Source organism: Mesorhizobium sp. WSM4906, from assembly GCF_029674625.1.
Lineage (GTDB): Bacteria > Pseudomonadota > Alphaproteobacteria > Rhizobiales > Rhizobiaceae > Mesorhizobium.
In genome coordinates, this window is the sequence record NZ_CP121355.1 from 4953678 (window position 1) to 4978747 (window position 25070).

Genomic DNA, 25070 nt, shown 5'->3' on the forward strand with positions numbered 1-25070 from the left:
ATGCCTATGCCTATGCCGATGCAGACGTGGCCTGGCCGGTTAGCGCGATGTCTAGTGCATAAAGATACTGAGCCGCCAAAACACCGGGAATGCCAGTTTCAGGCAGGTCGGGGCCATCGGCATAAATCGTCAGCACGGCAGGGGTACCTTCCGTTTCAGGAGCACTGATGACCCGCACAGACAAGCCATCGTCAATTCGTGCCAAGTCCAAATAGATGGGAACGTCAGCAGAAGCAAAATTGAGTTGCCACCGGACTCCCTGTGAAGCTCTCTGTTCTTTCATGGTAACTGCGCCTAACGTGTCGGATTCGAGCTTCGCCGCTTCCATGCCCCAAGACCTGACCTTTTTGCTCCAAACCGCTATAGATGGACTTGCTGCGACCGCTTCACCTCGTCTACCCCGGCCAACTCGTCGACGAAGTGCGTCTAGATGGTCAGCGTCAGCCAAGAAATCGTCGAGCTGAACGCCGGCGGCACGAATCGTCGGATCTTTCTCTAGTGCGGCCAAACAAAGGGCAATCAATCGTGGAGGTACTGATGCGCTTACGACTCGCGGCCGCTTTTCGGTTACCGCCTTGAATAACTTGAACTTGTTCTTGGTAGCCTTTTCTTCCGCGAATATAGGCGCCTTTGTAATAAGGTCGTGCAGCACTGCCCCGACCTGGTAAAGATTGATTGCTCTAAATCCGGTCTCTCCAGGAGCCTCATCTCTTGATAGGAATTCTGGTGGGCTGTACTGCGCAGTGGCTATGAACTTATTCCCGTCGGTTCCATTTCCTTCGTCATATGCTATGCGACGCACCACTCCAAAATCCAGAAGTTTCAAATGATCGAAATCATCAGATACCACAATGTTGGCAGGTTTTATATCGCGATGAACTAAGCCTTTGGCATCCAAGAAATTCACCGCTTGCACAAGTTGCTTTACAAGGTGGTGGACCTTGTTGTCGGGGACATCTTCAAGTCGCCTTTCGAGCGATTTCCACGGGCAGAACTCCATCAGAAGATACCAAGTTCCGTCTTCCTTAAGTTCGCCTGCATCGAGAACTTCGACTAGGAAGGGGGATCCATGGCCTTTCAGTTCGCGCTGTAGATCGATCCTCTTTGCCTCGATAAGGGCGTTCTCCCCTTCGAAGAACTCAGGATCGTAGATCTTGAGAGCTGCAGGGCCATCGGCAGTCACTACTTTGAAGACCGCTGCCGACGCCCCGTTATCGATGTATTCAGGTGCCGTCCAACCACGCGTGCTGCAGAGCCTTTTCGCTATCTCTGTTACGTTTACGAGATTCAACGCAATGTTCCTCTATAGTCGGCAGAGCTGACGTAATCTGCCACCCAATTCGCAGCATTTATTACTGCAAAGAAGTCTTGACCGGAAGTAGTCAAATGTAAAAATGACACTTTGAGACTGACCGAGCAAGGCCGAATCACCGTCGTTGTGAACATTGCCCTAAACGCCGTTAGTTCATCGCATTCAGACCAAGCTCGACTCCGCGACCGCCCTTGCCCTCCCCAAAGCGCATGCTTTCACCCGCAAACCGCTGCCCGGCGCCCCTCGATCTCCGCGACTATGCCAACGCCATTCACTGCGCCCTTGCGTCGCGCGCCGAAGCAAGCTCCACCTCCCTTTGCGGATCAGCTAAACGTCTCCAACGAGCTTCGCTTCGCCCCTCAACGCTTGGGCGCCTCTGCCTCGAGCCGACCTGCCAATAGCCAAAGGCGAACTCTTCCGAAGGCCCCCTACACCCCCAGCGTCGGCTCCGTATTCACCTCCAGCGCCTCTTCCGCCTCGTCCTCCTCGCCAAGCTCCTCGCCGTTCACCTCAAGCGCCCGGCCTATCCAGATCGGGTCGACCAGATGGTCGCACTTGGGGTTGGTGGTGTTGGGGTGGATGCTCGGGCCGCCGAGGTTTCAGTATCAGCCACGGGGCGAGCGTCGCGAAAACCTCGTTGGCGAAGGAGATCTGGTACACGGCCTGCTAACGCGAGCCGGCGGGCTCGTCGCCATTCGATCAAACGCCGAACCGCTCTAAGTCGCCACCGAAAGGCTCGCCGGCGGCGACGCGCCGGGGAACGGACCGATCCTGGCCGGGCGATGCCCGGACTGGAACAGGTTGCTGTGGAGGTTGGCGATCCACTGCTTGCCTTCGGTCGTCAGCTCCAGATAGCGCAGCGCGTCGCCGATATAGGGCTCGACCTCGAGCGTGAAGAAATCGGTGAAGATGGCGCCGAGATCGGCGGCGGTCCGGCAGCCGAGCTTTTCCACCATGCCGGTCTCGGAGAACTCGGCAAACAGCGCCGTCAGCTTGCGGTGGTAGAAGGGATCGGCGAGCTGGCCGATCAGGTCCGCGGCCCTGACCAGCGCCGGCTCGGTGTTGGTGACATGGTAGGCCGGATCCTTCGGCACCGGAAAGCGCGTCATCTCGATCGCCGCGACAATGCGCTCCTCGTCGATGAACTTCGAGGACTTGAAACGCTGGCGCACATACATCTTGGCGCGGTCGACATGATAGGGCCCAAGCACCGCGTCGGAGGCGCCGCGCGGCGGCGTGCAGCGGTCGCCGGCCTCGTTGATGACGAAACTGTCGTCGGTGTCGCCCTCGCACACGCCATGCACCATGCCGATGTCGTGGACAAGCAGCGCGCAGGTGTAATGCAGCCAGTCCTCGGGGGTCAGGGCTTGCGAAAGCAGCCGGCCGCGGATGATCTGCTGGCCGGCGAGCGTCACCATCAGCGTATGCTCGATGTCGTGATAGAGCGCGTTCGAACTGCCGATGCGCTCAAGCACAAGGCGGGCCGCCCCGCCCAGGTAGCTCGCATATTCCGGATTGCGATGCGAGAAATACTGAAGGTAGAGTTCCGACAGATAGTCGCCGAGCCGGTTGGCCATGATGGAAATCGGATTGAGCATGACAATCGTTCCTGACCGCCTGGAAGCATGACAAGTCGCGCCGCGCGGGTATCCTAGCACGGTTCCGTCGCAGATTTATTCCGGGACCAAGGCCCCAAGACCGCCCCTAATTCAGGCCCCCAGCGTCGGCTCGGTATTCACCTCCAGCGCCTCTTCCGCCTCATCCTCGTCGCCGAGCACCTCGCCCTTCACCGCCAGTGGGCGGCCGATCCAGATCGGGTCGACGAGATGGTCGCGCTTGGGGTTGGTGGTGTTGGGGTGGATGAGGATGCTTAAGCCCCCGTGGTTCAGCATCAGCCACGGGACGAGCGTCGCGAAAATCTCGTTGGCGAAGGAGACCTGGTACATGGCCTGCCGGTGCGGACCGACCGGCTCGTCACGCCAGTTGCCGAGGCGCACGCGGAAACGCTCGCCGATGCGCAGGCGCAGCCATTCGGCATGTCGCCGCTCGGCCTCTCCGCCATAGTAGATATGGGCGTGATAGCTGGCGATCTCGGCGATCGGCCTTGGACTGGTATGGCCGGGACTGACTTCGTTCACGATGTTCCCCCTTCGATTGTGTAGCGCCCGGCGGAATTCTAGCCGAAGCACGGATGCCTTGGCAGGGGCGACTTCTCGATGTGCGTCGTGCCGAAGGGGTGGATAATCGCAAATGGCGGCGCTGCCCCCGCTCCGTCTCGGCGCTGCGCGCCGAGCCACCTCTCCCCACTTCGTCTAGGGGATGCACACGTTCCAAGCGGCTGGTCTTTGGCGATAGCGTGCATGGCAGCTTGGCGCATGGATTGTCTAAGTAGCGCTGGTCGACCCCCACTCCGTCTCGGCTTCGCCGAGCCACCTCTCCCCCGATCGACGGGGTAGAGGAAGGCGCCAAGCCTTTTGCCGTCAATGCTTGTCCAGCAGCGCTCCCTTCCTTTCCCTCCGAAGGGGGGAAAGGTGGCGCTGCGAAGCAGCGACGGATTGGGGGAACCACCTGGCAATCAAGCCTCAGGTCGATCAGTCAATCACAGAAGATGTGTGCATAGCGTAGCCCACGTTGTGGGGGCGAGGAAATGCGCCTCGCTCCTCCCGCTTGCGCAAGTAGGTTCGGACGAGGCCGCGAGGTCCCGAGGGCCGCGGCGGCGCAGCCGGACCCGCCGCCCCCGCTTGCCGCAGTGCCGTTATTGGCCGCAATGGCGGCCATTCACCGTCGTCGGCGCCTTCGGCGGCCTGCCGCTTGCGTTGGGTATGTCCGCGCTTGCGCCCTGCGGGCCTGCCGGGCAATTTTGATCGGCATTCGAATTCATATAATCCGAGCTCATCCCACCGCCGCTGATACTGGAGGTGGTGCCTGGATCAACGACTGCCTTTCCTGCGTTGTGCGCTGTCTTTCTTGCATGGTGCCTTGGGTGGTGGATCACCGAAGTTGCCCCGGCGTCTGCGTTGGCGGCGCTCGCATTCTGGGCCAGCACCGGCGTCGCAAGGCCGATGGCGAGAACTGAGGCTGCAAGGATTTTGGTAAGCATGGCAGATACTCCATTCCGTTTTTTGTTACGGCTTTATCGGACTGTGTTCGACGGGGGTAGAACCCATCGACCACGCCGACGTTCCGACACCTTTTTTTGAGCGATAAAGTGAGGTCGCTGTCATAAATCTGTTGTCATCGAGCGCAGGGTCGCTTCATCCCGCTCGATGACATCGGCAGCATTCCGACGTGCCAAAATCGAGAGCCGTGCGGTGGACACGGCATCACAAGCGGAGACGGGACGCCGGCCAATCGAGACATAGTCGAGCTGACGGAATGGCGGCGCGAGCCGGCGGCCGGCCTGGCGCTATATCACCGTGGTGACCTTGCCCGCCGCATCGAGGCGGCAGCCGACTTTGGCCTGGCGGACTTCGATGCCGCCTTGTCTGTCGTAGTCTATGCGCACCTCGATCGGCGCCGTCAGTCCGCCCCGACGCTGGCGCACGAGGCCGGCGCTGGCCACGTATACATGCACGGCGCCAAGGGGCTTGGCGGAAGCCGTGATCGCCGCGCGGCAAGCGCGCACCACGGCGGCCGGCGTGCCGGGTATCGTTTTCAGCGGCGACAGGAACACAAAGGGATAGCCCTTGGCGATCCGCCGCAGGTCGCCGCTGGCGATTTTCGTGGGCCTCAGCACGGGCGGCAGAGCGACGGGTTGCTGCGTGGTCTTGGCCAAGGCAGTGACCGGCGTGACCGCGGCGGTGCTGCGGGGAGAGGTCGCGGCCGATCCGGCGGAAGGATCGTCGCCGGCAGCGACACCCGTCGAGACGCCTCCGCCTGTGTCGACACCGGCGCCAGCCGACACGCCTCCGCCCGTATCGACACCGACGCCGGCCGACACGCCTCCGCCCGTATCGACACCGACGCCGGCCGACACGCCACTCAGATTGCCGCTGGTGCTGACGCCGGCGCCGAGCGATCCGTCGGTGCCGACCGATGTCCCGACATTTGCCCCGCCGACGCCATCGACGCTCGCGCCCACTCCCACCGAGACGCCGCCGGAACCGGCGCTCACTCCAGCGCTCACCCCGAGACCGCCGACCTTGCCGCCAACGTCAAGAGCCGCGGCAGGCCCGGTCGTGATCCCGATCGCCAGCGCGGCTGCGAGGTAGTTTTTCATGGGTCTACTCCTCCTGCGGCATGGATTTCGGCGCGCATGCTTCACCAGCGAGGGTCGAGCTTCGGTGGCCGCGTCGGAAGCAATGCGGCGGGAAGAGCTATGGTCGCCACCACATCAGAGGCCGCCCGATCGAGCTGGGGCGGCTTCTGAACCTGCTTGCGCGCGGAGCGCCCCGACACAGTTGCAAGTGGGCTCGGCGAGATCAGGGCTTTCGGCGCGCGCTTCATGCTCATCGTGCGGGCACGCTCCTTGAAGATGTCGATCGCCCCTCGCGCCGCGCTCAGGCCGCGGGCCAGGCCGATCGACCTTTCACGCTCCTGCTCGAGCGCGGCGCTCAACGCCGCCGCGGCCCGCTGCGAAGCGTCGCGTTCCCTGCGCATGGCGTCGAGATCATGCGCGGCGGCGTCCGCCCGCTGGCGTTCCAGCGCCAGCGCGTCGCCGGCCTGCTTCGCTGCTGCCTTGGCCACCTGCCGGTCCTTCATGGCGCCGGCCTGCCCGGCCGCGGCCTCATCCGCGCGCGTCTCGAGAGCGTCGATGGTTTGGCGGGACGCAGCGAGTTCCTGTTCCAGGAGCTCGACCTTGTGCCGCTCCTCGGCAAGCGCCTGGTCGACCGCAGCCCGGGAAGCGTCCGCCGCATGCCGCGCCTTAAGCATCGCGGCCTTCTGGTTGTCCCAGATGATGGCCCTGGTCTTGAAGCCTTCGATGACGTGCCGCGCCGCCTCCAGGTCGCGCGCCTGCGCATCGGCCGTTTGCCGTTGCTCTTTCAGGGCCTGTCCCTGCCTGGCCGCCGTGTCAGCCACCGCGCGTGCCTGCGCACTTGCGTCGCGCGCGCCGCGCTGCATGACGTCCAGCGCCGCTCGTGCCGCCGCCAATTCGCGGCGCAAGGTCTCCTCCTCATGCCCGCCGGGCAAGGTTTGCGCGGCTTGCCTCGGTGCCTGCGCCGCCTTCAGGGCCAGTTCCCCGGATATCGGGGGCTCGCTCACCGTTGCCGCGCCCGGTCCGTTCTCGATGTCGGCGCGCTCCGGGGCCGACGCATTGCCGTTGATGTCGGCCACCGCCGACGGTTCGGGCGCTGCCTTGTCGCCGGTGGGCTCGACGGAAGCCGTCGTTTCCGTGGCCGGTTGGCCGCCTATGCGTTGGACAGTCGTATCCGGCCGCTCGGATCCGCCGCTCCTGGCTTGCAGTCGATCGGCAATCAGCCTTGCCAGCTCGTCGGCGCGCAAGCCCGCGGCTGCGATGCCGCCGATGTTCGGAAGATCGAGCGTGCCGGTCGCGTCGATGCTGAAACTCCGGTTGAGCTGCAATCCTTCCACGGCGCCGTCGCGCAGGGCAGTCCAGCGCCAGACGCGCAGTTCGATCCTGTCTCCCGGGCCTAGCTTGTCGTCGGTCGTCGACTGCGCCCTCGCCGGAAATCCCGGCAGCAGAACGAGGCATACGAGGCATAGCATGGCGCCCCGGCCGCGCATTCCAGGAAGCAGAATCAAAAACCGTCGTTTGAGGGAAGTGAAGTCACGATGGAGGCAAGTTGACTGGGTACTTTGCACCTGATTCATCACTGAACCTCGCCGGCTGCGCGACCCTTGCCGCTATTCATTCTCCACGAAGTGGGCGGCTGGATGCCGCACCAAAGCACCGATGATAGAAAAGCGCTCACGGCCACGCCAAGCACCGCAAAAGGCGTAGGGACTGTCTCCTTTCAACTTAGCCGCCATCGATCGGCCGTGACTCGCCGGGCGCCGGCCGGCACCGTGCCCGTCGTGGCCGCAGCTCGCGGATCGTCTTGAAGTACGAGGCTGGCGAACAGGGCGATCTTGCCCCGGCGGCCGTCAAAACCGCCGTCTGCTGAGCGGCCGCTTGGTTGCAAAACGGGCCAGATTGTCGAGCGTGCGCGGTACCGGCGCATCCTCGATCGCCTCGATGGCGCCTTTCTCCGCGGCTTCCCGCCGAAAGCGCTCTACCCAATCCTCGGTGAGGTCGTCCCGCTGCACGGTGTATTGGGAGACCGCCACCGTTGCCGGAACCGGAACATCCAGCATCTCGGCGACAGCTTCGACGTAAGGCCGCGGGTCCGGCTGGAGATCCTCGTAGACGAACCGCCGATAGGGCAGTTGCGAAAGGCTCAGGTAGGCCCGCCAGAACGCGTAGCTCTGCTCGATCTGGAAGAAGGCCCGGCTGATACCGGCAAAGCTGTAGGGCACAGGAGTTCCGGCCCCCTCGTGCCGGCTCGTCCACAAGAGCGAAGCGCTGGCGCGGTAGAAGGAAATGGCTTGGCGAAGACGATCGCGGCGTTCAAGCAGGATGAAGCCGAGATCGTTAGTCCTTCTGACCTCGAACAGGAAATCCTTGCCGCATTTGCCCTTCGACCAGATCAGATGGCGCGGAAACACTTTTATGGCGAAGCGGCCGTTTTCGGTCGAGGATTCCTTGATGACCACGTCTTCAAGAACATCGTAGCTGCGAGGCTCCAGGCCCAAATAGGCCGACTTGAGCCATTCGCCCGAACAGCCCATGGTGCCCGTCGCATTCGTGAGGCTTCCCAGCCAGCTCGAACCGCTTCTTCCCTCGGTCAGGACTGCGACGCCCTTCAACATGACCCCCTTTCGAGGGCTTCCAGTAAAGCGGCAAAAACGCGCCGGCTCAACAGGCAACAGGCGCCGGCCACTGCCTTGATGCCCGAGGGATCGGACAGGCTAGCCTGTGTCGCCACGCCGCGCTCCGTTCCGCCTCCCGCTTCCCCACAAGGCGCGCTGGAACACGTTGCGCCTCCGCTTCTTCGGCATGAGCTCGACATCGCTGACCAGCTTCGCCCCGCCCTCGCGCCGCTCCAGCGTGATCTTGCGGCTGTGAAAGGCTTCCAGCTCGGCGCGGTGCGCCACGCTGATGATGGTGACCTTCGGCAATGCGCGGATCACCGTCTCCATCATCCTGTCCTGGCTCTTCTCGTCGAGCGCCGAGGTCGCTTCGTCCAGCACGACGATGTCGGGGCAGTGCAGAAGCAGGCGCGCGAAGGCGAGGCGCTGCTTTTCGCCGCCGGAGAGCGTCTGGTCCCAGGGCGCCTCTTCCTTGAGCCGGTCCTTCAGGTAGTCGAGGCCCACCTTGTCGAGGGCGGCGTTGATCTTCTTGATCGTCCAGTTGTCGGCGGCGGCGGGATAGGCGACCGCGCGGCGCAGCGAGCCGGTGGGGATGTAGGGGCGCTGCGGCAGCATGAACAGCCGCCGGCCGGCGTGGAAATTGACGCTGCCGCCGCCCCATGGCCACAGCCCCGCGATCGCCCGAACCAGCGTCGACTTGCCGGTGCCGGATTCGCCGGCCACCAGCACCCGCTCGCCCGGCTCGATCTCGACCTCGGTTTCCTTGACCACGCCGGTGCCGTCATTGAGCGTCACAGAGAGGTCGTCGAGCGAAAGCATCGCGCCGTTTTCCGTCTTGCCGTGCCTGATGCGGCCGAAGGCCTCGCTCTCTTCGGCGCGCTCCAGCCCGTCGAGCGACATCATCAGCGAGGCGATGCGGCGGGCCGACGCGTTCCAGTCGGCGAGACGCGGATAATTGTCGACCAGCCAGCCGAACGCGGCCTGCACGATGGCGAAGGCGGAGGCCGCCTGCATCACCTCGCCGAGCGACATCGAGCCTTCGAGGAATTTCGGCGCGCAGAGCAGCACCGGCACCACCGGCGCGAACAGGCTCGACCCTTGCGAGACCAGCGCCGTGCGCATGTGCTGTCCGGTCAGCAGCGCCCATCGCCTCAGCACCTGGCCGAAAGTATTGTCGATGCCGCTGCGCTCCTCCTCCTCGCCGCCGAGCAGGGCGATGCTCTCGCCGTTTTCGCGCACGCGCGTCAGCACGTAGCGGAATTCGGCTTCCGTCTGGTTCTTCTCCTCGGAAAGCTGCACGAAATGGCGGCCGATCACCACCATCGAGGTCGAAGTGATGGCCGCATAGATCACGGCCGTGATGACGAGGAAGCCGGGAATGGTGAGGCTCTCGCCGTCGAGCGGCAAGGTGAGCGCGCCGCCGATCGTCCACAGCACGACGATGAAGGTCGAGGCCGCCAGGAAGGCGGAAAGGACACCGGCAATGAAATCGACGGGCGACTCGGTGGCAATGCGCAGATCCTCCGAGATGCGGGCCTCGGGGTTCGTGTGGTCGCCGGCCACAAGGTTGAGCTGATAGTAGCGGCCGTTGGCGAGCCAGCGGGCTATGACCGCCGTGGTCAGCCAGGAGCGCCAGCGGCGCTGGATCGTCATGCGCAGATAGACCTGCGCGACGACGAGGCTGATGCTGCCGGCGACCAGAGGCAGGAAGACGGCGCTGAGCGTATAGACGGTGTGGACATCGCGCTGCTCGATGGCGTCGAAAAACGCGCGGTTCCAGACATTGATGCCATACTGGAAGCCGACATTGGCGCAGATCAGCACCAGCAGCCCGAACGTGAACGGCAAGGCGAGCTTGTCGCCGCGCCGGCCCCAGTAGCCGCGCCCGCTGATCCAGAAACGCTTCAGCAGGTATCTCTTGCGCGCCTGCTCGGCCTGTTGCGGCGTCAGCTGCGGGTCCGGTTCGACGGCATCGGGCGGCGGCGCGGGTTCACCGACGGCCTCCGGCGCGGCTTCGGCGGGGGATTCCTTCTCTTCCTCTTCGCCCTGCTTTTCTGAGCGCAGCTTTTTTTCGGGCCCGTCAGGGCGCGGCATTTTTGGGCGCGGCTTCCGCCGACGCGACCGCTGCGCACCGTCTGTTTTGGTCCCGTCGGCCGGCTTCAGTTTGGATTTACCCTCTGCCATCAGGCCGACAACGGCTCAATATTCAGAAGGTTTCCTGTGTCGATGTGGAACCCAGTGGGCGGCGTGCCGGGCCACCTGCCGCTATTCGGTCGCGGGCGGCGCGTCGATGGCCCACTCGGGATCGGCGCCGAACGGGTGGTCGATGAAGAATGCCCATGTGCCGTCGGGCAGCCTGCGATGCACCTCCATGCCGTGATGATGCACTTCGATCGGCTTGCCGCCGCCATCGGTGCCGCGGATCAGCCATTGCGAGCGGGTCATGGCGAAGTCGCCCGACACGGTGGTGTGATGGGTGACGACATCCATATGCGGCTTCATGCCGATATAGGCCGACATCGTCTTGCGGATGCCGGCGGCGCCGCGTGCGGTCGTCGTGCCGCCATGGACCTGGTCCACCTGCACGATCGAGGCGTCAGGATGGTACATCGCCGCCGCCGCCTCCACGTCCTGTGCGTTGAAGGCTCGCGCAAGCCAGAGGTTGCAGAGTTCCGGTGAGGGTGCGCCCATGCTCAGGGTCTCCTTCCTGCCTATGGTGGATGGGTTGACGCGCTGGCAGCGCGAGCGCGCCGTCCCTTCACCTAGGTCATCGATCCTGCCCGGCAACCGGCCGGTGCACCGCCCGGCGTCACCTCATCCGCTGATGCCGCGGCGCGCGGCGGCCATGCCCTCCCACATCAGCTTCAGGCCGAGCACGCCGACGACTGCGCCGGCGGCGCGGTCGATCCAGTGCTTGGTGCTGAGATAGGCCGAGCGCGGCTTGCTGGAGGAAAAGGCGAAGGCGACGACTGCGTACCAGACGAACTCGTTCAAAAAGAGCAGCGGCGGCAAGACGAAGAGCATCCAGAGCGGCGGCGAGGCCGGCAGCATGGCCGCGAACATCGAGGCGTAGAAGATCGCGGTCTTCGGGTTGGCGAGCTGCACCAGAAGCGCGCGGCGAAGCGCCCGCCAGAACGAGCCGACGCGCGCCGACACATCGTTGGCGATCTCGATCGGCTCGTTGGCGCCGCGCCAGATCTTTATGCCGATCCATAACAGATAGGCGCCGCCGGCAATGCGCAGGAAAATGTCGAGCCAGGCGACCTGGACGAGCAGCGCGGTCAGGCCCGCGACCGCGATGGTGGCGAAGATGAAGCCGCCAATGCCCATGCCGATCGCCGCCGCCAGGCCGTCGGTGCGCTCGCCGGCCACCGCGATGCGCGAGACGACGACGAAGCTCGGCCCGGGGCTCATAGCGCCCAGCAGGAAAACGCCAAGGATGGACAGGATGGTTGCAAGCTCGGACAAGGTTTCCTCCCCGGTCGGTGCAGGTTTCGGCGCAACACAATGCACGCGCCGCGCGCCTTGTCACTACCTCGGCGGAACCGATCGGCCAGAGGAGCACTGCTCCTTCCAATTCCTGCCAAATACGGAGCGGTGCCTAGCGGCTCTGACGGCCGAAGCGGTCGCGATATTCGGCCGGCGCGCCTGGCGGACACGGCGTCTGGTCGGGCCGGAGCCGCGCCCTATCTTTTCCCCAGCCCGTCCAGTCATCGGGCAAAGCCACCTCTGCGGGACAAAGGCAACTGCCAAAGTCAGGTGCTCCGTCCAGCAGCCGGGTGGTGTCTGGCGGAAGTGTCTCAAAGTCTGCATCCGGGGAGACTTCAGATGAAAGATGCCGCAGAGCGCGCCCCTGACCGAGGCGAGTTCCTCAAACGCCGAGCCGTGCCGCCGGCCATCGCGTCCCGCCGACATTTTCCCGCCGCATGATCCGTTCCAGTGTTTTCGCTCGGTAAACCAAGGCAAGGCCGCCCGCTCTTCTGGATAACCGCGATGGCAACGCTCTCCGGCTGCGCGGGCGGCGTGCTCGACCCGCAAGGCCCGATCGGCGCCGGCAACCGCACGATCCTGCTCAACTCGCTGGCGGTCATGCTGGTCATCGTCATTCCGACGCTGGTGGCGCTGCTTTTGTTTGCCTGGATGTTCCGCGCCTCCAACCGCAACGCCCGCTATGATCCGGGCTTCACCTATTCGGGCCGCATCGAGCTGATCGTCTGGTCGATCCCGACGCTCACCATCCTCTTCCTTGGCGGGCTGATCTACTACGGCTCCTACCATCTCGATCCGCGCAAGCCGATCGCTTCCAGCCAGCCGCCGCTCGACATCCAGGTGGTGGCGCTCGACTGGAAGTGGCTGTTCCTCTACCCCGACCAGGGCGTCGGAACGGTGAACCAGCTGGTCATCCCGGCCGGCGTGCCGGTGCGTTTCAAGCTGACCTCTGCCAGCGTGATGAACACCTTCTTCGTGCCGCAGCTCGGCAGCATGGTCTATGTCATGAACGGCATGCAGACCGAGGTCAATCTGCAGGCCGACCGCGAGGGCGACTATCTCGGCCTGTCGGCGCATTTCAGCGGCGACGGGTTCTCGGACATGAACTTCCGCGTGCGCGCCGTCCCGCCCGACGCCTTCGCCGGCTGGGCCTCGTCGCTGCACGCCGGCGGCGGCGTGCTCAACGCCAGCGCCTATCGCGAGCTTGCCCGGCAAAGCATCCACGTGCCGCCATCCTCTTTCGGCCACGTCCAGCCAGGCCTGTTCGAGGCGGTCGTGCGCCAGGCGCTGCCACCAGGCCCGGGACCGGCCGAGACCGCCGCCGGCGAGGCGCAGGTGAGCCCGAGGGCCGAGCCGAAGGCGGGAACGCCTCCCGCGGCCCAACAGCCCAAAGTGGGAGGATGACGATGCTCGGCAAGCTCGACTGGTCGGCCATTCCCTTCGATCAGCCCATTCCGCTGGGTGCCGCCCTCATCGTCTTCCTGGCGGCGGCCGCGGTGTTGATCTGGATTACGGTCAAAGGCTACTGGCCCTATCTCTGGCACGAGTGGATAACCTCGGTCGACCACAAGCGCATCGGCGTCATGTATATCGTGCTGGCGGCGCTGATGCTTTTTCGCGGCTTCGTCGACGCCCTCATGATGCGCACCCAGCAGGTGATGGCCATCCACGGGCCGGGCTACCTGCCGCCGGAGCACTACGACCAGGTGTTTTCGGCCCACGGTACCATCATGATCTTCTTCGCCGCGATGCCCTTCGTCATCGGGCTGATGAATTTCGTCGTGCCGCTGCAGCTCGGCATCCGCGACGTCGCCTTCCCGACGCTGAATTCGGTCAGCTTCTGGCTGACGGCGACCGGCGCGCTGCTGGTCAACATCTCGCTCGTCGTCGGCGAGTTCGCGCGCACCGGCTGGCTGCCCTATGCGCCGCTGTCGGAGAGCACCTATTCGCCGGGCGTCGGCGTCGACTACTATCTCTGGTCGATCCAGATCTCCGGCGTCGGCACACTGCTCACCGGCGTCAACCTGGCGACGACCATCCTCAAGATGCGCGCGCCCGGCATGGGGTATCTGCACATGCCGATGTTCTGCTGGACCTCGCTCGCCTCCAACCTGCTGATCGTCGCGGCCTTCCCGATCCTCACCGCGACGCTCGCCATGCTCACGCTCGACCGCTATCTCGGCTTCCATTTCTTCACCAACGAAGCCGGCGGCAACCAGATGATGTTCGTCAACCTCATCTGGGCCTGGGGCCACCCGGAAGTCTACATCCTCGTGCTGCCCGCCTTCGGCATCTATTCCGAGATCTTCTCGACCTTCTCGTCGAAGCCGCTGTTCGGCTACCGCTCGATGGTGGCGGCGACGCTGTTCATCTGCATCGTCTCGTTCATGGTCTGGCTGCACCACTTCTTCACCATGGGCGCCGGTGCCGACGTCAACGCGGCCTTCGGCATCGCCACCTCCGTCATCGCCGTCGGCACCGGGGTCAAGATCTACAACTGGCTCTTCACCATGTATGGCGGGCGCGTGCGCTTCGACACGCCGATGCTGTGGGCGCTGGCCTTCGTCACCACCTTCGTCATCGGCGGCATGACCGGTGTGCTGCTTGCCGTTCCGCCGGCCGACTTCATGTTGCATAATTCGCTTTTCCTCGTGGCGCACTTCCACAACGTCATCATTTCGGGCGTGCTGTTCGCAGCCTTTGCCGGTCTCACCTACTGGTTCCCGAAAGCCTTCGGCTTCCGGCTGCATGAGGGCTGGGGCAAGGCGGCGTTCTGGTTCACGCTTGCCGGCTACATGCTGGTCTTCGTGCCGCTCTACATCGTCGGCCTGCTCGGCATGACGCGCCGCCTCCAGCATATCGACTTGGACCTGTGGACGCCGTGGCTGGTGGTGGCGGCCTTCGGCATCGCGGTGATGATCGTCGGCGCGGCGTGCCAGGTCGCGCAGCTCGTCGTCTCGATCAGGCATCGCGACGAGCTGCGCGACGAGACCGGCGACCCCTGGGACGGCCGCACGCTGGAATGGTCGACGTCCTCCCCGCCGCCTTTCTTCAACTATGCGCGACTGCCTTATGTCGAGAACGAGGAGCCATACTGGACCGTCAAGCAGCGGGCAATCGAGGGGCAAAGCCCGGCCGAGGACGAAAGCTATGAGCCGGTCGAGATGCCGCGCAACAGCCCGACGGGCTTCGTCGCCGCCTTCTTCAGCACGCTGATCGGTTTCGCGCTGATCTGGCACATCTGGTGGCTGGCGATCGTCGGCTTCATCGGCGCCTACATCACCTTCGTCGTCTTCGCCTGGCGCGAGCATGGCGACTACGAGATTCCCGCCGACCAGGTCGAGCGCATCGACCGCGACGGCAAGGCGGCGCAGCTTGCCTGGATACGCAGACGGGAGCGTGTGGCATGAGCGACATCACGGCCGGCAGCGCAATCCGCGAACCATACCGACCCGGACAGTCCGGTGGGCATGGTCATGGCCTGTTCGCGGCGACCGGCCACGGCCAGGGCGGCCCGGCCTCGAAATTCGTCACGGTCGCCTACGGCTTCTGGATCTTCCTGTTGTCCGACATCATCATGTTCTCAGCCTTCTTCGCCGCCTTCGCGGTCCTGTCCAAGGCAACCGCCGGCGGGCCGACAGGCAAGGAGCTGTTCGAGCTCACCCGCGTCGCGGCGCAGACGGGGCTTCTGCTCACCTCGAGCTTCACCGGCGGCCTTGCGACGCTCGCGACGCACCGACGGTCGATGGCCGCCACCCAGTTCTGGCTGCTCGTCACCGGCCTGCTCGGCGCCGCCTTCCTGTTCCTCGAGGTGCAGGAATTCGCGGCGATGGCGAACGAGCAGGCAGGCCCTTCGCGCAGCGCTTTCCTCTCCGCCTTCTTTGCGCTCGTCGGCTGCCACGGCACCCATGTCGGGCTCGGCCTGCTCTGGCTCGGCACCATGATGGCGCAGCTCTGGGTGAAGGGCTTCCGGCCGGAGCTCTTGCGGCGGCTCCACTGCTTCGGCCTGTTCTGGCACGCGCTCGACATCATCTGGATCGCCATCTTCACGCTGGTCTATCTCCTGGGAGCATCGCCATGAGTGAAATCGACAGCCGGATCGAGGAAGAACTCGACCGCCGTGATTCAGCGCCGGGCGAAGAGCGCATCACCGAGCACGAGCTGGCGGGAGGACTGTCGGGCTACCTGCTCGGCTTCGGCCTGGCGATCCTGTTGACCATCGCCTCATTCCTCGCCGCGCAAACCGACCTGATCTACCAGCCGGCGGTGATCTCGGCCCTGGTGGTGCTGGCCATCGCGCAGATGGGCGTGCACCTCGTCTTCTTCCTGCACATCACCACCGGGCCCGACAACACCAACAACGTGCTGGCACTCGCCTTCGGCGTGCTGATCGTGGCGCTCGTCGTGATCGGCTCGGTCTGGATCATGGCCCATCTCAGCGTGAACATGGCGCCGATGAGCGCCCACGAGGCGGCGATGATGCCTTAGACAACTGCTTGGCGTTTTCCGGCATGGTCGCCGTGGACCGCGCTGGCGGTCGACCGTTATAGGGCCAGCGAAGGGCGAGCCCGATCGGCTCCGGCCGACGAGCCCCCAGTAAAAGCGACGGGTCTACGCAGCATCAACCTGTTCGACCTTTGACACTTTGATCATTTCGCGCGCCCATTTTTTGGCAACGGGCAACCCTTGTTTATAGTCGTCTGCTGCCATGGAAAGTGACTCGGGAGACGTGGCCCGCTCAAGGTCATCGGCAGACCAATCGTCAGACAAACGCTTGCTAATGGCGTAGCAAGTTACCTTTCCGACGCGAAAAGCAGCAGAGCGACGCGCTGCCCGAAGAGCTTCTGTTCGTACGATCTCAGGCTCACCTGTACCCGTCAACTCCAGTTCAAGCTCAGCCGCCATCCGCTCTATAATAGGGTATAATCCATTCACAAACAGCGTTTGCGACTCGCTGAAATATAGGCCCGCGCGACCCTTCATGCCTTTGTCAGAAATCTCATCGGGGTCGATCAGAATCGTTATTGTCGGCACGCGTTCCAGCGTTTGCATTGCTTTCGAAGGCTTGGAACCCGCCGGTGCTTTTCGAACCTTCACCGACGACGCTCGGGCACCACTGTTATTTGATTGACGGTCGCCGCGATCGAGTTCGATTTCGGTTTCGATTTCGACATCCAGATCGATGTCAGCGCGCTCGGTCGTATCTCTGCCTTCCGAATGACTCTCCATGGCGATCGCGCCAAAGGCTCTTGAAGGTTTGAAAGCCAATGTCGGCACGCGGAACTCGTCTAGCAATCGTTGAAGATCAGTCTGTAGGTCGTCGAGATTATCGTCGGACTCCGGTGATTCAGATCGAATGACGTCTTTAACCCATTGCGGCATCAATTCGCGAACGTAGTCCACGAAATCGTCCGCACTTAGAGGCGCGCGATCCTTGGGCCACAGCAGGCCATCGCGGTATTGGTTAGGAAGTGCCATAGCGTCAGGAATTTCAATCTCGACAGTGAGCACCTTGGAGCCAAAAGGAATGCCAAATTTTGGCGCGGCTGCAGACCACGCTTTGCTAGTCTTTATGTCGTAGCGCTCGCCCTTGTGAACGACAGCACAAAAGGTAGTCGAAGACGTTGCCGGATTAGCTCGAGCACTCAAGGAATGGCTCGAAAGTGGATGCTTTGGGTCGTGGATATAGTGAATGGTCAGCCCGGAATCTGGCTCGGTTACACGCTCCGCGTTCGGCAATTTGTCCAGAACATCGGCGAGCGGTCTCAGCTGACGGTATTTGCCGGTCTCGTCTTTGCCACCTCCTTTAGTCATCGCCACGTCGATCCGAACTTCGACGCCCTCGGAAAAGCTTGCAAAGCGCCGAAAAATTGCGCTCGGCACATAGCTTCGATCAACAGATTTTCCCTTGCCCATCGGTTCGGCAACCGTATCGTGGTCATCACTTTCCCCGAACAGGATAACCTCCGTCCAGTCCTGCTCTGTTCCCCTTCCTTCCGCGATTGCGGCAGCAGTCACGTCATATACGGTTTGGTAGGTTCCATCCGGCAACAACACAGGAAAACGCACATAGGTACCTTCGCCTTCGTCGTAGCCAATTGTGACCTCAGAGACCGCACCGTTTTTGCATGAGCGATACCGGATGCCCGACTTGGACATCGTCAATCCAGAAACCTTTGCACCAATCCCGAAATTCGCGTCGAGAGCCATATCTTTGCCGATGGAGGAAGACAGGTCCGTCGCTTTTTTCAGTTCCGCTCCGTCCATCCCTGGGCCGGTGTTCCAGAAGGCAAGCTTACGAACGCCATCGAACTCGACCGGATAAATCTCGATGCGACGGCTGCCTACCGGCGCCAGCGCTGCGCTTTCGTCGGCGTTCTTGAAGAACTCGCGAATAAGGGTGCTAACTGGCGCCTGCTCTATTAGCCGATTGATAAGGAAGCGCTTGTCATTGATATTGAGCGGCTCGGCCTTCAAAGCGCTACCCCTTCAGCTTGAACTTGTTAAAAGTCTCACTCGTCGTAGAGCTGAACTTACGCTCTATTTCTGTCGTCGCTTCACGCAAGGCTTTCACAATAGCTTTCACATCTGCGTCTGTGTATTCGTAGGCGCGGCTATTTGAAAGATTGCCGATTTTTCTGATAGCGTCCAGCGCAAGCTGGGTCCGTCCTTCGGCAAGCCTGACGAAATTCTCCCGCCTCTCATTCTTTGATGTCATGACCCTTCCGCGAAATTCCTTTCATTAGCAGATAGATGAGTGCGCGATATTCGTCAAACATATTTCGATGAAATTCACCAAAATATTCAGGGAGCTATCCGAGACGCATTTTCAGCGTGAGCGCGTAGTGGTCGACATTCATGGATTCATAGGCGAATGGCCGCCTCGTCGGTTCCGCCAAGTCGAAGGTCCGCTCCGCAGCCCTTGACGAAAATCGGCGCGCCTGTTTGAGACTCCGGGGGCAGGTGGGGACATTTGCTCCATGGGGAGATGAGCAGGCGGTGGGCAAGCTGTGAGGCGCGTTTTTCGATTGCTCGCCGCTGTGGTCATGGCGTCCGGCGTCGCCGGGTGCACCAGCGTTTCCTATTACGCGCAGTCGATTGAGGGCCATGTCGAGATCATGGCAGCGCGCAGGAATGTCGGGAGGCTGATCCGCGATCCTTCGACGCCGGAGGCATTGCGCGCCAAGCTGACGTCGGCGAGCGCCATACGCCGCTTTGCCACGGACGAGTTGGCGCTGCCCGACAACAGCAGCTACCGCAGCTATGTCGACGTCGGCCGGGACAATGTGACCTTTGCCGTTTTTGCCGCGCCGCAATTTTCGCTCACGCCGATAACATGGTGCTTTCCGGTCTTCGGCTGCGTTCCATATCGGGGCTACTTTTCGCAAAAATCCGCGGCTGAAAGCGCTGCCGAGCTGCAGCGGCAGGGGCTGGACGTTTACGTGTCGGGCGTCACCGCCTATTCCACGCTGGGGTGGTTCAGCGACCCGCTGCTCAACACCATGCTGCGTCAGGACGACACCTATATCGCCAGCCTTGTCTTTCACGAACTGGCGCATCAGAAAATCTATGTGAACAACGACTCTGCGTTCAACGAGGCTTTCGCGGTTGCCGTCGAAACCAGCGGTGTCCGGAAATGGCTCCGCGCCACGGGAAACCGCGCCGGATTGCGCCGCTACGAAGCCAATCGCAAGCGCAACGCCGATTTCCTCGGACTGATATCGAAAACCCGGGACGAGTTGAGGCAGGTCTACGGAAGTCCCCGTGCCCCGGAGCAGATGGCGGCCGCCAAAACAGCCACGATCGACAGGCTGCGGATGCGCTACCGCCACATGCGCGACACGCGATGGGCCGGATACCGGGGCTACGATGCCTGGTTCAATAGCCCAATCAACAACGCAAAGCTCGCCGCGACCGCCGTCTACGGCGAACAAGTTCCGGCGTTTCTTCGCCTGTTCGACTTGTGCTCCGGCGACTATCCAAGATTCTATGCTTCCGTTCGGCGGATGGGGGCCTTACCTGCAGCTAAGCGGGCGCAGGCGCTGAAGGCGGCGGCGACGTGCGATTGACGTTGACAGCCGGAGGGCATCCCCGCCCCTGCGCGATGCTGGCTCGAGCGTCATGCAAGGAAATTTCATATGGCAGCGAGACGGAGTGGGGGAGCGCCATATGCGATTGCCCCCTGGGCAGCCAAGTGAGGGAGCGCCAGGGCCGCAATAGCTTCCGGGCCTTGTCCGGCGCCCGGTCGGTCGCTTTGCCCTACTGGCTCGAAAACGTCACGGTCACGCCGCGCTGCCGAAAATAAGCCTGCATCAACTTGCGGCCGGCGCGGTTGTTGTGTGCCAATTTAGCCGGATCGAACACCGCCTCTTTTAGCCCATCTCGTGCCAGCGCCGCTTTGAGCGTCGCGATATGCGCGTCGATGTCGGCATTGTCGGCACGGAGCGAGGCGTAGATGCTTTCGGTCGCTTGGGCCACGGTCGGTTCGCTCACAGATGTCGTCCTTTGGTTGGTGGAGCGGCGGCTTAACACAGATTCGCGGCTCCGCCGATACCGATGAGCCCGTCAGCGCACAGCGCCTGGCCCCCAAAAAACAAGGCCCCTCCGAGGGGCCTTGCCATATCACCTTGGAGTCTTCGCACCCTGCCGCTATTTGCCGGCCAGCTGCTTGGCGTTCTCCGGCGTGATCGCAGTGGTGTCCACCGTCACGGTCGGCTCAACGGAGGTCGCGCAGTCGAGCAGGATCTTCTTTGCCATGTCGATCGCTTCCTTGGCGCCCGTCGGATAGGTGAATGTCGCCGCCCAATCACCCTTGGCGACGGCCTCGATGCCGCCGGCCGGGCCTGGCAGGCCGTCGGTGCCGATGATCTTGACGTCCTTGCCGGCGCCCTTGGCGGCGAGCAACGCGCCCGCGGCCATCATGTCGTTCGAGGCATAAAGCACCTTGATGTCGGGATGCGCCTGGAGCATGGCGGAAAAGGCGGTCTGGGCTTTATCCGGAACCCAGTCGGCGGCCTGCTCGGCGACGATCTGGATCTTGGCATTGGCCTTCACGCCTTCCTTGAAGCCGTTCAAGCGCTCCACCGCCGGCGTCGAGCTCGGCAGGCCCTCCAGCACCGCCGCCTCGCCGCCATCGGGCAAAAGCTTCGATGCCGTGTACTTGCCGGCTTCCTCGGCGATCTTGAAATTGTCGCCGCCGATGAAGGCCGTGTAGTCCTTGCCGGGGTCGCCCACCGTCTTGCGGTCGAGCTCGATGACCGGGATGCCGGCATCCATGGCGCGCTTCACGGCAGGCGTCAGCGGGGCGGCCTCGAAGGGCGAGATCAGCAGAAGATCGACCTTCTGGGTGATGAAGTTGTCGACCTGCGAGGTCTGCGTGTTGACGTTTCCGGCGCCGTCGGCGATCTGCAGCGTGAAGCCGGGCACTTCCTTGGCCGCCGCCGTCAGCTCGTCATTGACGTGCTGGCGATAGGGCTCGGCATTGTTGGCCTGCGAAAAGCCGATGACGAACTGGCCGTCCTTGGCGCAGGCCTTGACCATCGGGTCCGCCGCCTGCGCGGCGCCTGCAACGCACAGGCCGGCGCTTGCCAGAAGCGCGACCCGAAGGACGCGCGATCCTCTCAGTGTGGTTCTCATACTCAGTCTCCTCCTCGTCCGGCTCGGGGTGCCAGACCTTTGGTTGCTCTTTCGGGATGCTGCCGCCGACCTCCTATCGTCCCAAACCCTCGCGGCGGCGAACGAGGGATTGAAGCACTGCCGCGAGCACGATGATCGCGGCGGTCGCGAGCAGCTGCATGGCGGGGGTGATGTTGTTGAGCTGAAGGATGTTGGCCAACGCACCTAGCATGATGGTGCCGGCCACGGTGCCGACCATCGAGCCGGCGCCGCCGAACAGGCTGGTGCCGCCGATGACCACGGCGGCGATCGCGGTGAGCTCGTAGCCCATGCCGTCATTGGCGCTGCCGAAGTTGAACTGGCCGGCATGCACGATGCCGGCAAGGGCGGAGGCAAAGCCGGTGATGGCGTAGACCGAGACCTTCACCATCGACACCGGCACGCCGGAAATGCGCGCGGCGCGCTCGTTGCCGCCGACGGCATAGACGTAGCGGCCGAAGCGCGTGGTGTTGAGCACCAGCGTGGCGATCGCCGCGAAGATGATGAAGACGATGGTCGCAACCGGCACGGTGTTGTCGAACAGGCGCTCGCCAAGCACCGCGAATACCGGCGGCGCCAGGCCTGGGCCGTCGCCATAGGAGATGTTGATGTACTGATTGCCGGAAACGACCAGCGCGAGCCCCCGCGCCGCCTGCAGGCCGGCGAGCGTGACGATGAAGGGCTCGAGCCGGAAGCGCGTGGAGATCGTGCCCTGGATGATGCCGAAGACGGTGCCCATGACGAGCACGGCCAGGATGGTGGCGATGAGGCCGAAGCCGCCGGAGATCATCATGGTGGCGGTGACGACGGCGGAGAGGCCAAGCACCGCGCCCACCGACAGGTCGATGCCGGCGGTGATGATGACGAAGGTCATGCCGATGGCGATGATGCCGGTCTCCGACACGGCGCGCACGATGTTGGCGATATTGTCGGGGTTGAGGAACAGTATCTCGCCGTGACGCCGCGGCGAGAAGATGACGCCGCCGATCGCCACCAGCACCAGGCCGATCAAGCTCTGGAAGCGCACGATGATCGCCAGCGGGTCGACGCGGTGCTTTTGCGCCCCGGGCGCCGCCGGGCTTGAAGCTGCCGGGTTGGCCGCCACCGAAATCTTCTGGTCCGACATCAGGCCTCCCTGCCATTTGCCGCGGCAAGCACGGTGTGCTCGTCGATGCCGCCGTTGAATTCCGCCACATTGCGACCCCGGCGCAGCACCACGATCCGGTCGCAAAGCCCGATCAGCTCCGGCATCTCGCTGGAGGCGACCAGTATGCCCAGCCCCTGCGCCGCAAGGGCTCTCAGCCGCGCGTAGATCTCGCCCTTGGCGCCGACATCGACGCCGCGCGTCGGCTCGTCGAGCAGCAGGAGCCGCGGGTTGCCGAGGATTTCCTTGGCCAGCACAACCTTCTGCTGGTTGCCGCCGGACAGCGCGCCGACGGCGATGTCCGGATTCTTCGGGCGGATGTCGAACTGGCCGAAGGACTGCCGCACGGCCTCAGCCTGGCGGCGTGGCGACATCAGGCCGGCCGGCGAGATGCGGCGGATCACCGACATCACCAGGTTGAGGCCGACCGCCATCCTCAGCATCAGGCCGCTGCCGCGCCGGTCGTCGGTGACGAAGGCGATGCCCGCCTTGCGCGCCGCATTGATGGATTCGAGTTTTACCGGCCGGCCGTCGACTGCGATCTCGCCCTGCCAGCGGCCGGCAAGGCCGGTGCCGTAGAGCGCGGACAGCAGCTCGGTGCGCCCCGCCCCCATGATGCCGGCCAGCCCGACGATCTCGCCTTCCCTGACCTCGAGCGAGATGCCGCTCGGCGGTTGCCAGCCGGCGCTTTCGCGGGCGAGCCTGAAGCTGGCGTTCTTCAAGCTGAGCAGCGTCTTGCCGGCGCTCTTCGCGCGTTCGGGATAAAGCTCGTCCAGCGGCCGCCCGACCAGGAGGCGGACCAGCTCGGCCTGCGGCGCGTGCGGCTCGGTGATACCGGCGACCCGGCCGTCGCGCATCACCGTCACCCTGTCGGCGATACCGGGCACTTCCTCCAGCCGGTGCGAGATATAGACGATGCCGACACCGGTCGCGGCGAGCTTCCTCATGATGTCGAACAGGCGTTCGACCTCGCCGACGGTGAGAGCGGCAGTCGGCTCGTCCATGATGAGCACGCGCGAGGCATAGGACAGCGCCTTGACGATCGCCACCACCTGGCGCTGGCCGATCGATAGGTCAGCGACGAGGCGCGCGGGGTCGATGGCGAGCTCGATCGCCTCCAGCCGCTGCTTGGCCTCGCGACGCATCGCCGGCACGTCGAGCATGCCGCCAGGCCGCATAAGCTCGCGGCCGAGGAAGAGGTTTGCCGCGACATCGAGCGACGGCACGAGGTCGAGTTCCTGGAAAATGGTCGCGATGCCGGCGGCCTGCGCCTCGCGCGGATTGTTGAAGGTGACCAGCTTGCCGTCGATGCGGATCTCGCCCTCGTCCGGCATGTAGACGCCGGACAAAAGGTTCATCAGCGTCGACTTGCCGGCGCCGTTCTCGCCGAGCAGCGCATGGATCTCGCCGGCCTTCAAATCGAAATCGACGCCGCGCAGCGCCTGGACGCCGCCAAAGCGTTTTACCGCACCGGTGACGGAAAGCAGCGGCGCGCTCATGCCGGCCTCGTGTGGGGCGGCCTCGCGCAGGATTGGCGCGCCTGCAGCGTTGCCTCGAGCCGCACCGCGCGCGGCGCCGCGTCGCTCGATGCGATGCGCTCGCTGAGCAACGCCGCCGCCTGCCTGCCGATCTCGGTGCAGGGCTGCTCGACCAGCGTCAGCCTGGGCTCGAAACAGTCGGCCCATTCGAAATCGTCGAAGCCGACCAGCGAGAGGTCGCGCGGGATCGAAAGACCCTTCTCGCGGATGGCACGGACTGCCCCGATCGTCGTCATGTTGTTGCCGGTGACCAATGCGGTGGGCGGCGCGGGCAGCGACAGGATCGCATGCGTCGATGCCGTGGCGCTCGCCGTGTCGACATTCTCCGGCGAGACATAGTGCGGCAGGCACTCAAGTCCATTGGCGGCGAGCGAGGCACGGAAGGCGTCGACACGCTCGCGCGTGGTGGCGAGCCCCGGCTGGCCGGCGATGTAGCCGATGCGCTTGTGGCCGAAGGAGGCGACATGATCGATCAGCGCCCGCATCGCCGTCTCGTTCTCGACGCCGATCTGGTCGAATCGGTCGTCGGCGAAGCGGTCGATGAGCACGCAGGGCAGCTTCTTTTCGGCGAGATAGGCGATCGCGCGTTCCGGCGAGCCGGACGGCGCCAGGATGACGCCGTCGACGCGGCGCTGGTGGAAGGCGCGTACCACCTGAAGCTCGCGGTCCGGGTCTTCCTGCGTGTCGGACAGGAACACCATCAGGCCGAGGCGCGCGCATTCGGCTTCGACCGCGCAGATGATGTCGGTGAAATAGGGGTTGGAGATCGCCGAGATGGCGAGACCGACGCTGTTGGTCGACGCGACCTTCAGCGAGCGCGCCAGTTCGTTGGGCTGGTAGCCCATGGCGGCGATGGCGTCGTTGATGAGTTGCGCTTTCTCGGGCGAGACGAAGCGCGTGCGGTTGACCACATGCGAGACGGTCGAAACCGAGACGCCGGCGCGGCGCGCGACCTCAGCCATTGTCGGCATTGCGGCTCGAACGGAGTGCCCGCAAGCGCCCCTCCCCTGGATTGCGTTTCCCGTCCGCTCTGCGGCGGATCTGACGGAACCATAGTGCCATCGAAACGTTTGCGCAATCGATTCGATAGCAGGTTGTGAAAATCTTTTGGAAGCAGCGAAGA

General features: G+C 63.8%; 22 protein-coding genes. 5 read left to right on the forward strand and 17 right to left on the reverse strand.

The genetic code is table 11. From position 1 onward, the window contains the following. Positions 1 to 10: 10 nt before the first annotated feature. The 10 genes from QAZ22_RS23820 to QAZ22_RS23865 all read right to left on the reverse strand — a co-directional run bounded on the left by QAZ22_RS23820 (position 11) and on the right by QAZ22_RS23865 (position 11536). Positions 11 to 1291 (reverse strand): protein kinase, encoded by a 1281-nt coding sequence (locus QAZ22_RS23820; RefSeq protein ID WP_278203182.1) that lies wholly within the window; start codon positions 1289 to 1291, stop codon positions 11 to 13. 737 nt (positions 1292 to 2028) lie between these two features. Then, positions 2029 to 2910 (reverse strand): metal-dependent phosphohydrolase, encoded by an 882-nt coding sequence (locus QAZ22_RS23825; protein ID WP_278203183.1) that lies wholly within the window; start codon positions 2908 to 2910, stop codon positions 2029 to 2031. 111 nt (positions 2911 to 3021) lie between these two features. Beyond that, a complete protein-coding gene (locus QAZ22_RS23830) occupies positions 3022 to 3450 on the reverse strand; it encodes a DOPA 4,5-dioxygenase family protein (RefSeq protein ID WP_278203185.1) in 429 nt (142 codons plus the stop codon). A 617-nt stretch (positions 3451 to 4067) separates the two neighbouring features. After that, entirely contained in the window at positions 4068 to 4412 is a 345-nt protein-coding gene (locus tag QAZ22_RS23835; RefSeq protein ID WP_278203186.1) for a hypothetical protein, read from the reverse strand. Positions 4413 to 4718: 306 nt separating this feature from the next. After that, the gene (locus QAZ22_RS23840; protein ID WP_278203188.1) at positions 4719 to 5531 is read right to left on the reverse strand and encodes a hypothetical protein; all 813 of its coding nucleotides are present in this window, start codon (positions 5529 to 5531) and stop codon (positions 4719 to 4721) included. Between the two features lie 41 nt (positions 5532 to 5572). Next, positions 5573 to 7084 (reverse strand): polysaccharide biosynthesis/export family protein, encoded by a 1512-nt coding sequence (locus QAZ22_RS23845; RefSeq protein ID WP_347566920.1) that lies wholly within the window; start codon positions 7082 to 7084, stop codon positions 5573 to 5575. Positions 7085 to 7357: 273 nt separating this feature from the next. Next, entirely contained in the window at positions 7358 to 8122 is a 765-nt protein-coding gene (locus tag QAZ22_RS23850; protein WP_278203191.1) for a Stf0 family sulfotransferase, read from the reverse strand. A gap of 99 nt (positions 8123 to 8221) precedes the next feature. Continuing rightward, positions 8222 to 10306, reverse strand: a complete 2085-nt coding sequence (locus QAZ22_RS23855; protein ID WP_278203192.1) for an ABC transporter ATP-binding protein/permease — start codon at positions 10304 to 10306, stop codon at positions 8222 to 8224. A gap of 81 nt (positions 10307 to 10387) precedes the next feature. Then, positions 10388 to 10813, reverse strand: a complete 426-nt coding sequence (locus tag QAZ22_RS23860; protein ID WP_278203193.1) for a nuclear transport factor 2 family protein — start codon at positions 10811 to 10813, stop codon at positions 10388 to 10390. A gap of 123 nt (positions 10814 to 10936) precedes the next feature. After that, entirely contained in the window at positions 10937 to 11536 is a 600-nt protein-coding gene (locus QAZ22_RS23865; protein WP_278207924.1) for a LysE family transporter, read from the reverse strand. A gap of 579 nt (positions 11537 to 12115) precedes the next feature. Here QAZ22_RS23865 and cyoA point away from each other — a divergent pair. From cyoA to cyoD, 4 genes are read left to right on the forward strand one after another with little or no spacing between them, the layout of a single operon-like run. Beyond that, positions 12116 to 13015 (forward strand): ubiquinol oxidase subunit II, encoded by a 900-nt coding sequence (gene cyoA / locus QAZ22_RS23870; protein ID WP_278203194.1) that lies wholly within the window; start codon positions 12116 to 12118, stop codon positions 13013 to 13015. A gap of 2 nt (positions 13016 to 13017) precedes the next feature. Further along, a complete protein-coding gene (gene cyoB, locus QAZ22_RS23875) occupies positions 13018 to 15021 on the forward strand; it encodes a cytochrome o ubiquinol oxidase subunit I (protein WP_278203195.1) in 2004 nt (667 codons plus the stop codon). After that, positions 15018 to 15692 (forward strand): cytochrome c oxidase subunit 3, encoded by a 675-nt coding sequence (locus QAZ22_RS23880; RefSeq protein WP_278203196.1) that lies wholly within the window; start codon positions 15018 to 15020, stop codon positions 15690 to 15692. Before cyoB ends, QAZ22_RS23880 begins: the two co-directional genes overlap by 4 nt. Next, positions 15689 to 16099: a cytochrome o ubiquinol oxidase subunit IV gene (gene cyoD / locus QAZ22_RS23885; RefSeq protein WP_278203197.1), complete on the forward strand. Its 411-nt coding sequence runs from the start codon at positions 15689 to 15691 to the stop codon at positions 16097 to 16099. Before QAZ22_RS23880 ends, cyoD begins: the two co-directional genes overlap by 4 nt. Positions 16100 to 16222: 123 nt before the next feature. Here cyoD and QAZ22_RS23890 read toward each other — a convergent pair whose 3' ends face one another. Further along, entirely contained in the window at positions 16223 to 18088 is a 1866-nt protein-coding gene (locus QAZ22_RS23890; RefSeq protein ID WP_278203198.1) for a hypothetical protein, read from the reverse strand. A 4-nt stretch (positions 18089 to 18092) separates the two neighbouring features. Then, positions 18093 to 18329, reverse strand: a complete 237-nt coding sequence (locus tag QAZ22_RS23895) for a hypothetical protein (RefSeq protein WP_278203199.1) — start codon at positions 18327 to 18329, stop codon at positions 18093 to 18095. A gap of 328 nt (positions 18330 to 18657) precedes the next feature. Between QAZ22_RS23895 and QAZ22_RS23900 the strand changes: the two genes are divergently transcribed. Beyond that, positions 18658 to 19680 (forward strand): aminopeptidase, encoded by a 1023-nt coding sequence (locus QAZ22_RS23900; protein ID WP_278207925.1) that lies wholly within the window; start codon positions 18658 to 18660, stop codon positions 19678 to 19680. Positions 19681 to 19870: 190 nt separating this feature from the next. Here QAZ22_RS23900 and QAZ22_RS23905 read toward each other — a convergent pair whose 3' ends face one another. The 5 genes from QAZ22_RS23905 to QAZ22_RS23925 all read right to left on the reverse strand — a co-directional run bounded on the left by QAZ22_RS23905 (position 19871) and on the right by QAZ22_RS23925 (position 24918). Beyond that, positions 19871 to 20104, reverse strand: a complete 234-nt coding sequence (locus QAZ22_RS23905) for a hypothetical protein (RefSeq protein ID WP_278203200.1) — start codon at positions 20102 to 20104, stop codon at positions 19871 to 19873. A gap of 156 nt (positions 20105 to 20260) precedes the next feature. Beyond that, a complete protein-coding gene (locus tag QAZ22_RS23910) occupies positions 20261 to 21247 on the reverse strand; it encodes a substrate-binding domain-containing protein (protein ID WP_278203201.1) in 987 nt (328 codons plus the stop codon). Between the two features lie 73 nt (positions 21248 to 21320). Further along, on the reverse strand, positions 21321 to 22391 hold the full coding sequence (locus QAZ22_RS23915) for an ABC transporter permease (RefSeq protein WP_278203202.1): 1071 nt from the start codon (positions 22389 to 22391) through the stop codon (positions 21321 to 21323). Next, a complete protein-coding gene (locus tag QAZ22_RS23920; RefSeq protein WP_278203203.1) occupies positions 22391 to 23908 on the reverse strand; it encodes a sugar ABC transporter ATP-binding protein in 1518 nt (505 codons plus the stop codon). Before QAZ22_RS23920 ends, QAZ22_RS23915 begins: the two co-directional genes overlap by 1 nt. After that, positions 23905 to 24918: a LacI family DNA-binding transcriptional regulator gene (locus tag QAZ22_RS23925; RefSeq protein WP_278203204.1), complete on the reverse strand. Its 1014-nt coding sequence runs from the start codon at positions 24916 to 24918 to the stop codon at positions 23905 to 23907. The genes QAZ22_RS23920 and QAZ22_RS23925 overlap by 4 nt, the downstream gene beginning before the upstream one ends. Between the last annotated feature and the right edge of the window lie 152 nt (positions 24919 to 25070).

Bases quoted from the DNA above. Each gene is read 5' to 3' on its own strand.
- QAZ22_RS23825 (WP_278203183.1), bottom strand. From the start codon at position 2,910: ATGCTCAATCCGATTTCCATCATGGCCAACCGGCTCGGCGACTATCTG.
- QAZ22_RS23835 (WP_278203186.1), bottom strand. From the start codon at position 4,412: ATGCTTACCAAAATCCTTGCAGCCTCAGTTCTCGCCATCGGCCTTGCG.
- QAZ22_RS23840 (WP_278203188.1), bottom strand. From the start codon at position 5,531: ATGAAAAACTACCTCGCAGCCGCGCTGGCGATCGGGATCACGACCGGG.
- QAZ22_RS23845 (WP_347566920.1), bottom strand. From the start codon at position 7,084: ATGAATCAGGTGCAAAGTACCCAGTCAACTTGCCTCCATCGTGACTTC.
- QAZ22_RS23850 (WP_278203191.1), bottom strand. From the start codon at position 8,122: ATGTTGAAGGGCGTCGCAGTCCTGACCGAGGGAAGAAGCGGTTCGAGC.
- QAZ22_RS23855 (WP_278203192.1), bottom strand. From the start codon at position 10,306: ATGGCAGAGGGTAAATCCAAACTGAAGCCGGCCGACGGGACCAAAACA.
- QAZ22_RS23860 (WP_278203193.1), bottom strand. From the start codon at position 10,813: ATGGGCGCACCCTCACCGGAACTCTGCAACCTCTGGCTTGCGCGAGCC.
- QAZ22_RS23865 (WP_278207924.1), bottom strand. From the start codon at position 11,536: ATGAGCCCCGGGCCGAGCTTCGTCGTCGTCTCGCGCATCGCGGTGGCC.
- cyoA (WP_278203194.1), top strand. From the start codon at position 12,116: ATGGCAACGCTCTCCGGCTGCGCGGGCGGCGTGCTCGACCCGCAAGGC.
- cyoB (WP_278203195.1), top strand. From the start codon at position 13,018: ATGCTCGGCAAGCTCGACTGGTCGGCCATTCCCTTCGATCAGCCCATT.
- QAZ22_RS23880 (WP_278203196.1), top strand. From the start codon at position 15,018: ATGAGCGACATCACGGCCGGCAGCGCAATCCGCGAACCATACCGACCC.
- cyoD (WP_278203197.1), top strand. From the start codon at position 15,689: ATGAGTGAAATCGACAGCCGGATCGAGGAAGAACTCGACCGCCGTGAT.
- QAZ22_RS23895 (WP_278203199.1), bottom strand. From the start codon at position 18,329: ATGACATCAAAGAATGAGAGGCGGGAGAATTTCGTCAGGCTTGCCGAA.
- QAZ22_RS23900 (WP_278207925.1), top strand. From the start codon at position 18,658: ATGGCGTCCGGCGTCGCCGGGTGCACCAGCGTTTCCTATTACGCGCAG.
- QAZ22_RS23910 (WP_278203201.1), bottom strand. From the start codon at position 21,247: ATGAGAACCACACTGAGAGGATCGCGCGTCCTTCGGGTCGCGCTTCTG.
- QAZ22_RS23915 (WP_278203202.1), bottom strand. From the start codon at position 22,391: ATGTCGGACCAGAAGATTTCGGTGGCGGCCAACCCGGCAGCTTCAAGC.
- QAZ22_RS23920 (WP_278203203.1), bottom strand. From the start codon at position 23,908: ATGAGCGCGCCGCTGCTTTCCGTCACCGGTGCGGTAAAACGCTTTGGC.
- QAZ22_RS23925 (WP_278203204.1), bottom strand. From the start codon at position 24,918: ATGCCGACAATGGCTGAGGTCGCGCGCCGCGCCGGCGTCTCGGTTTCG.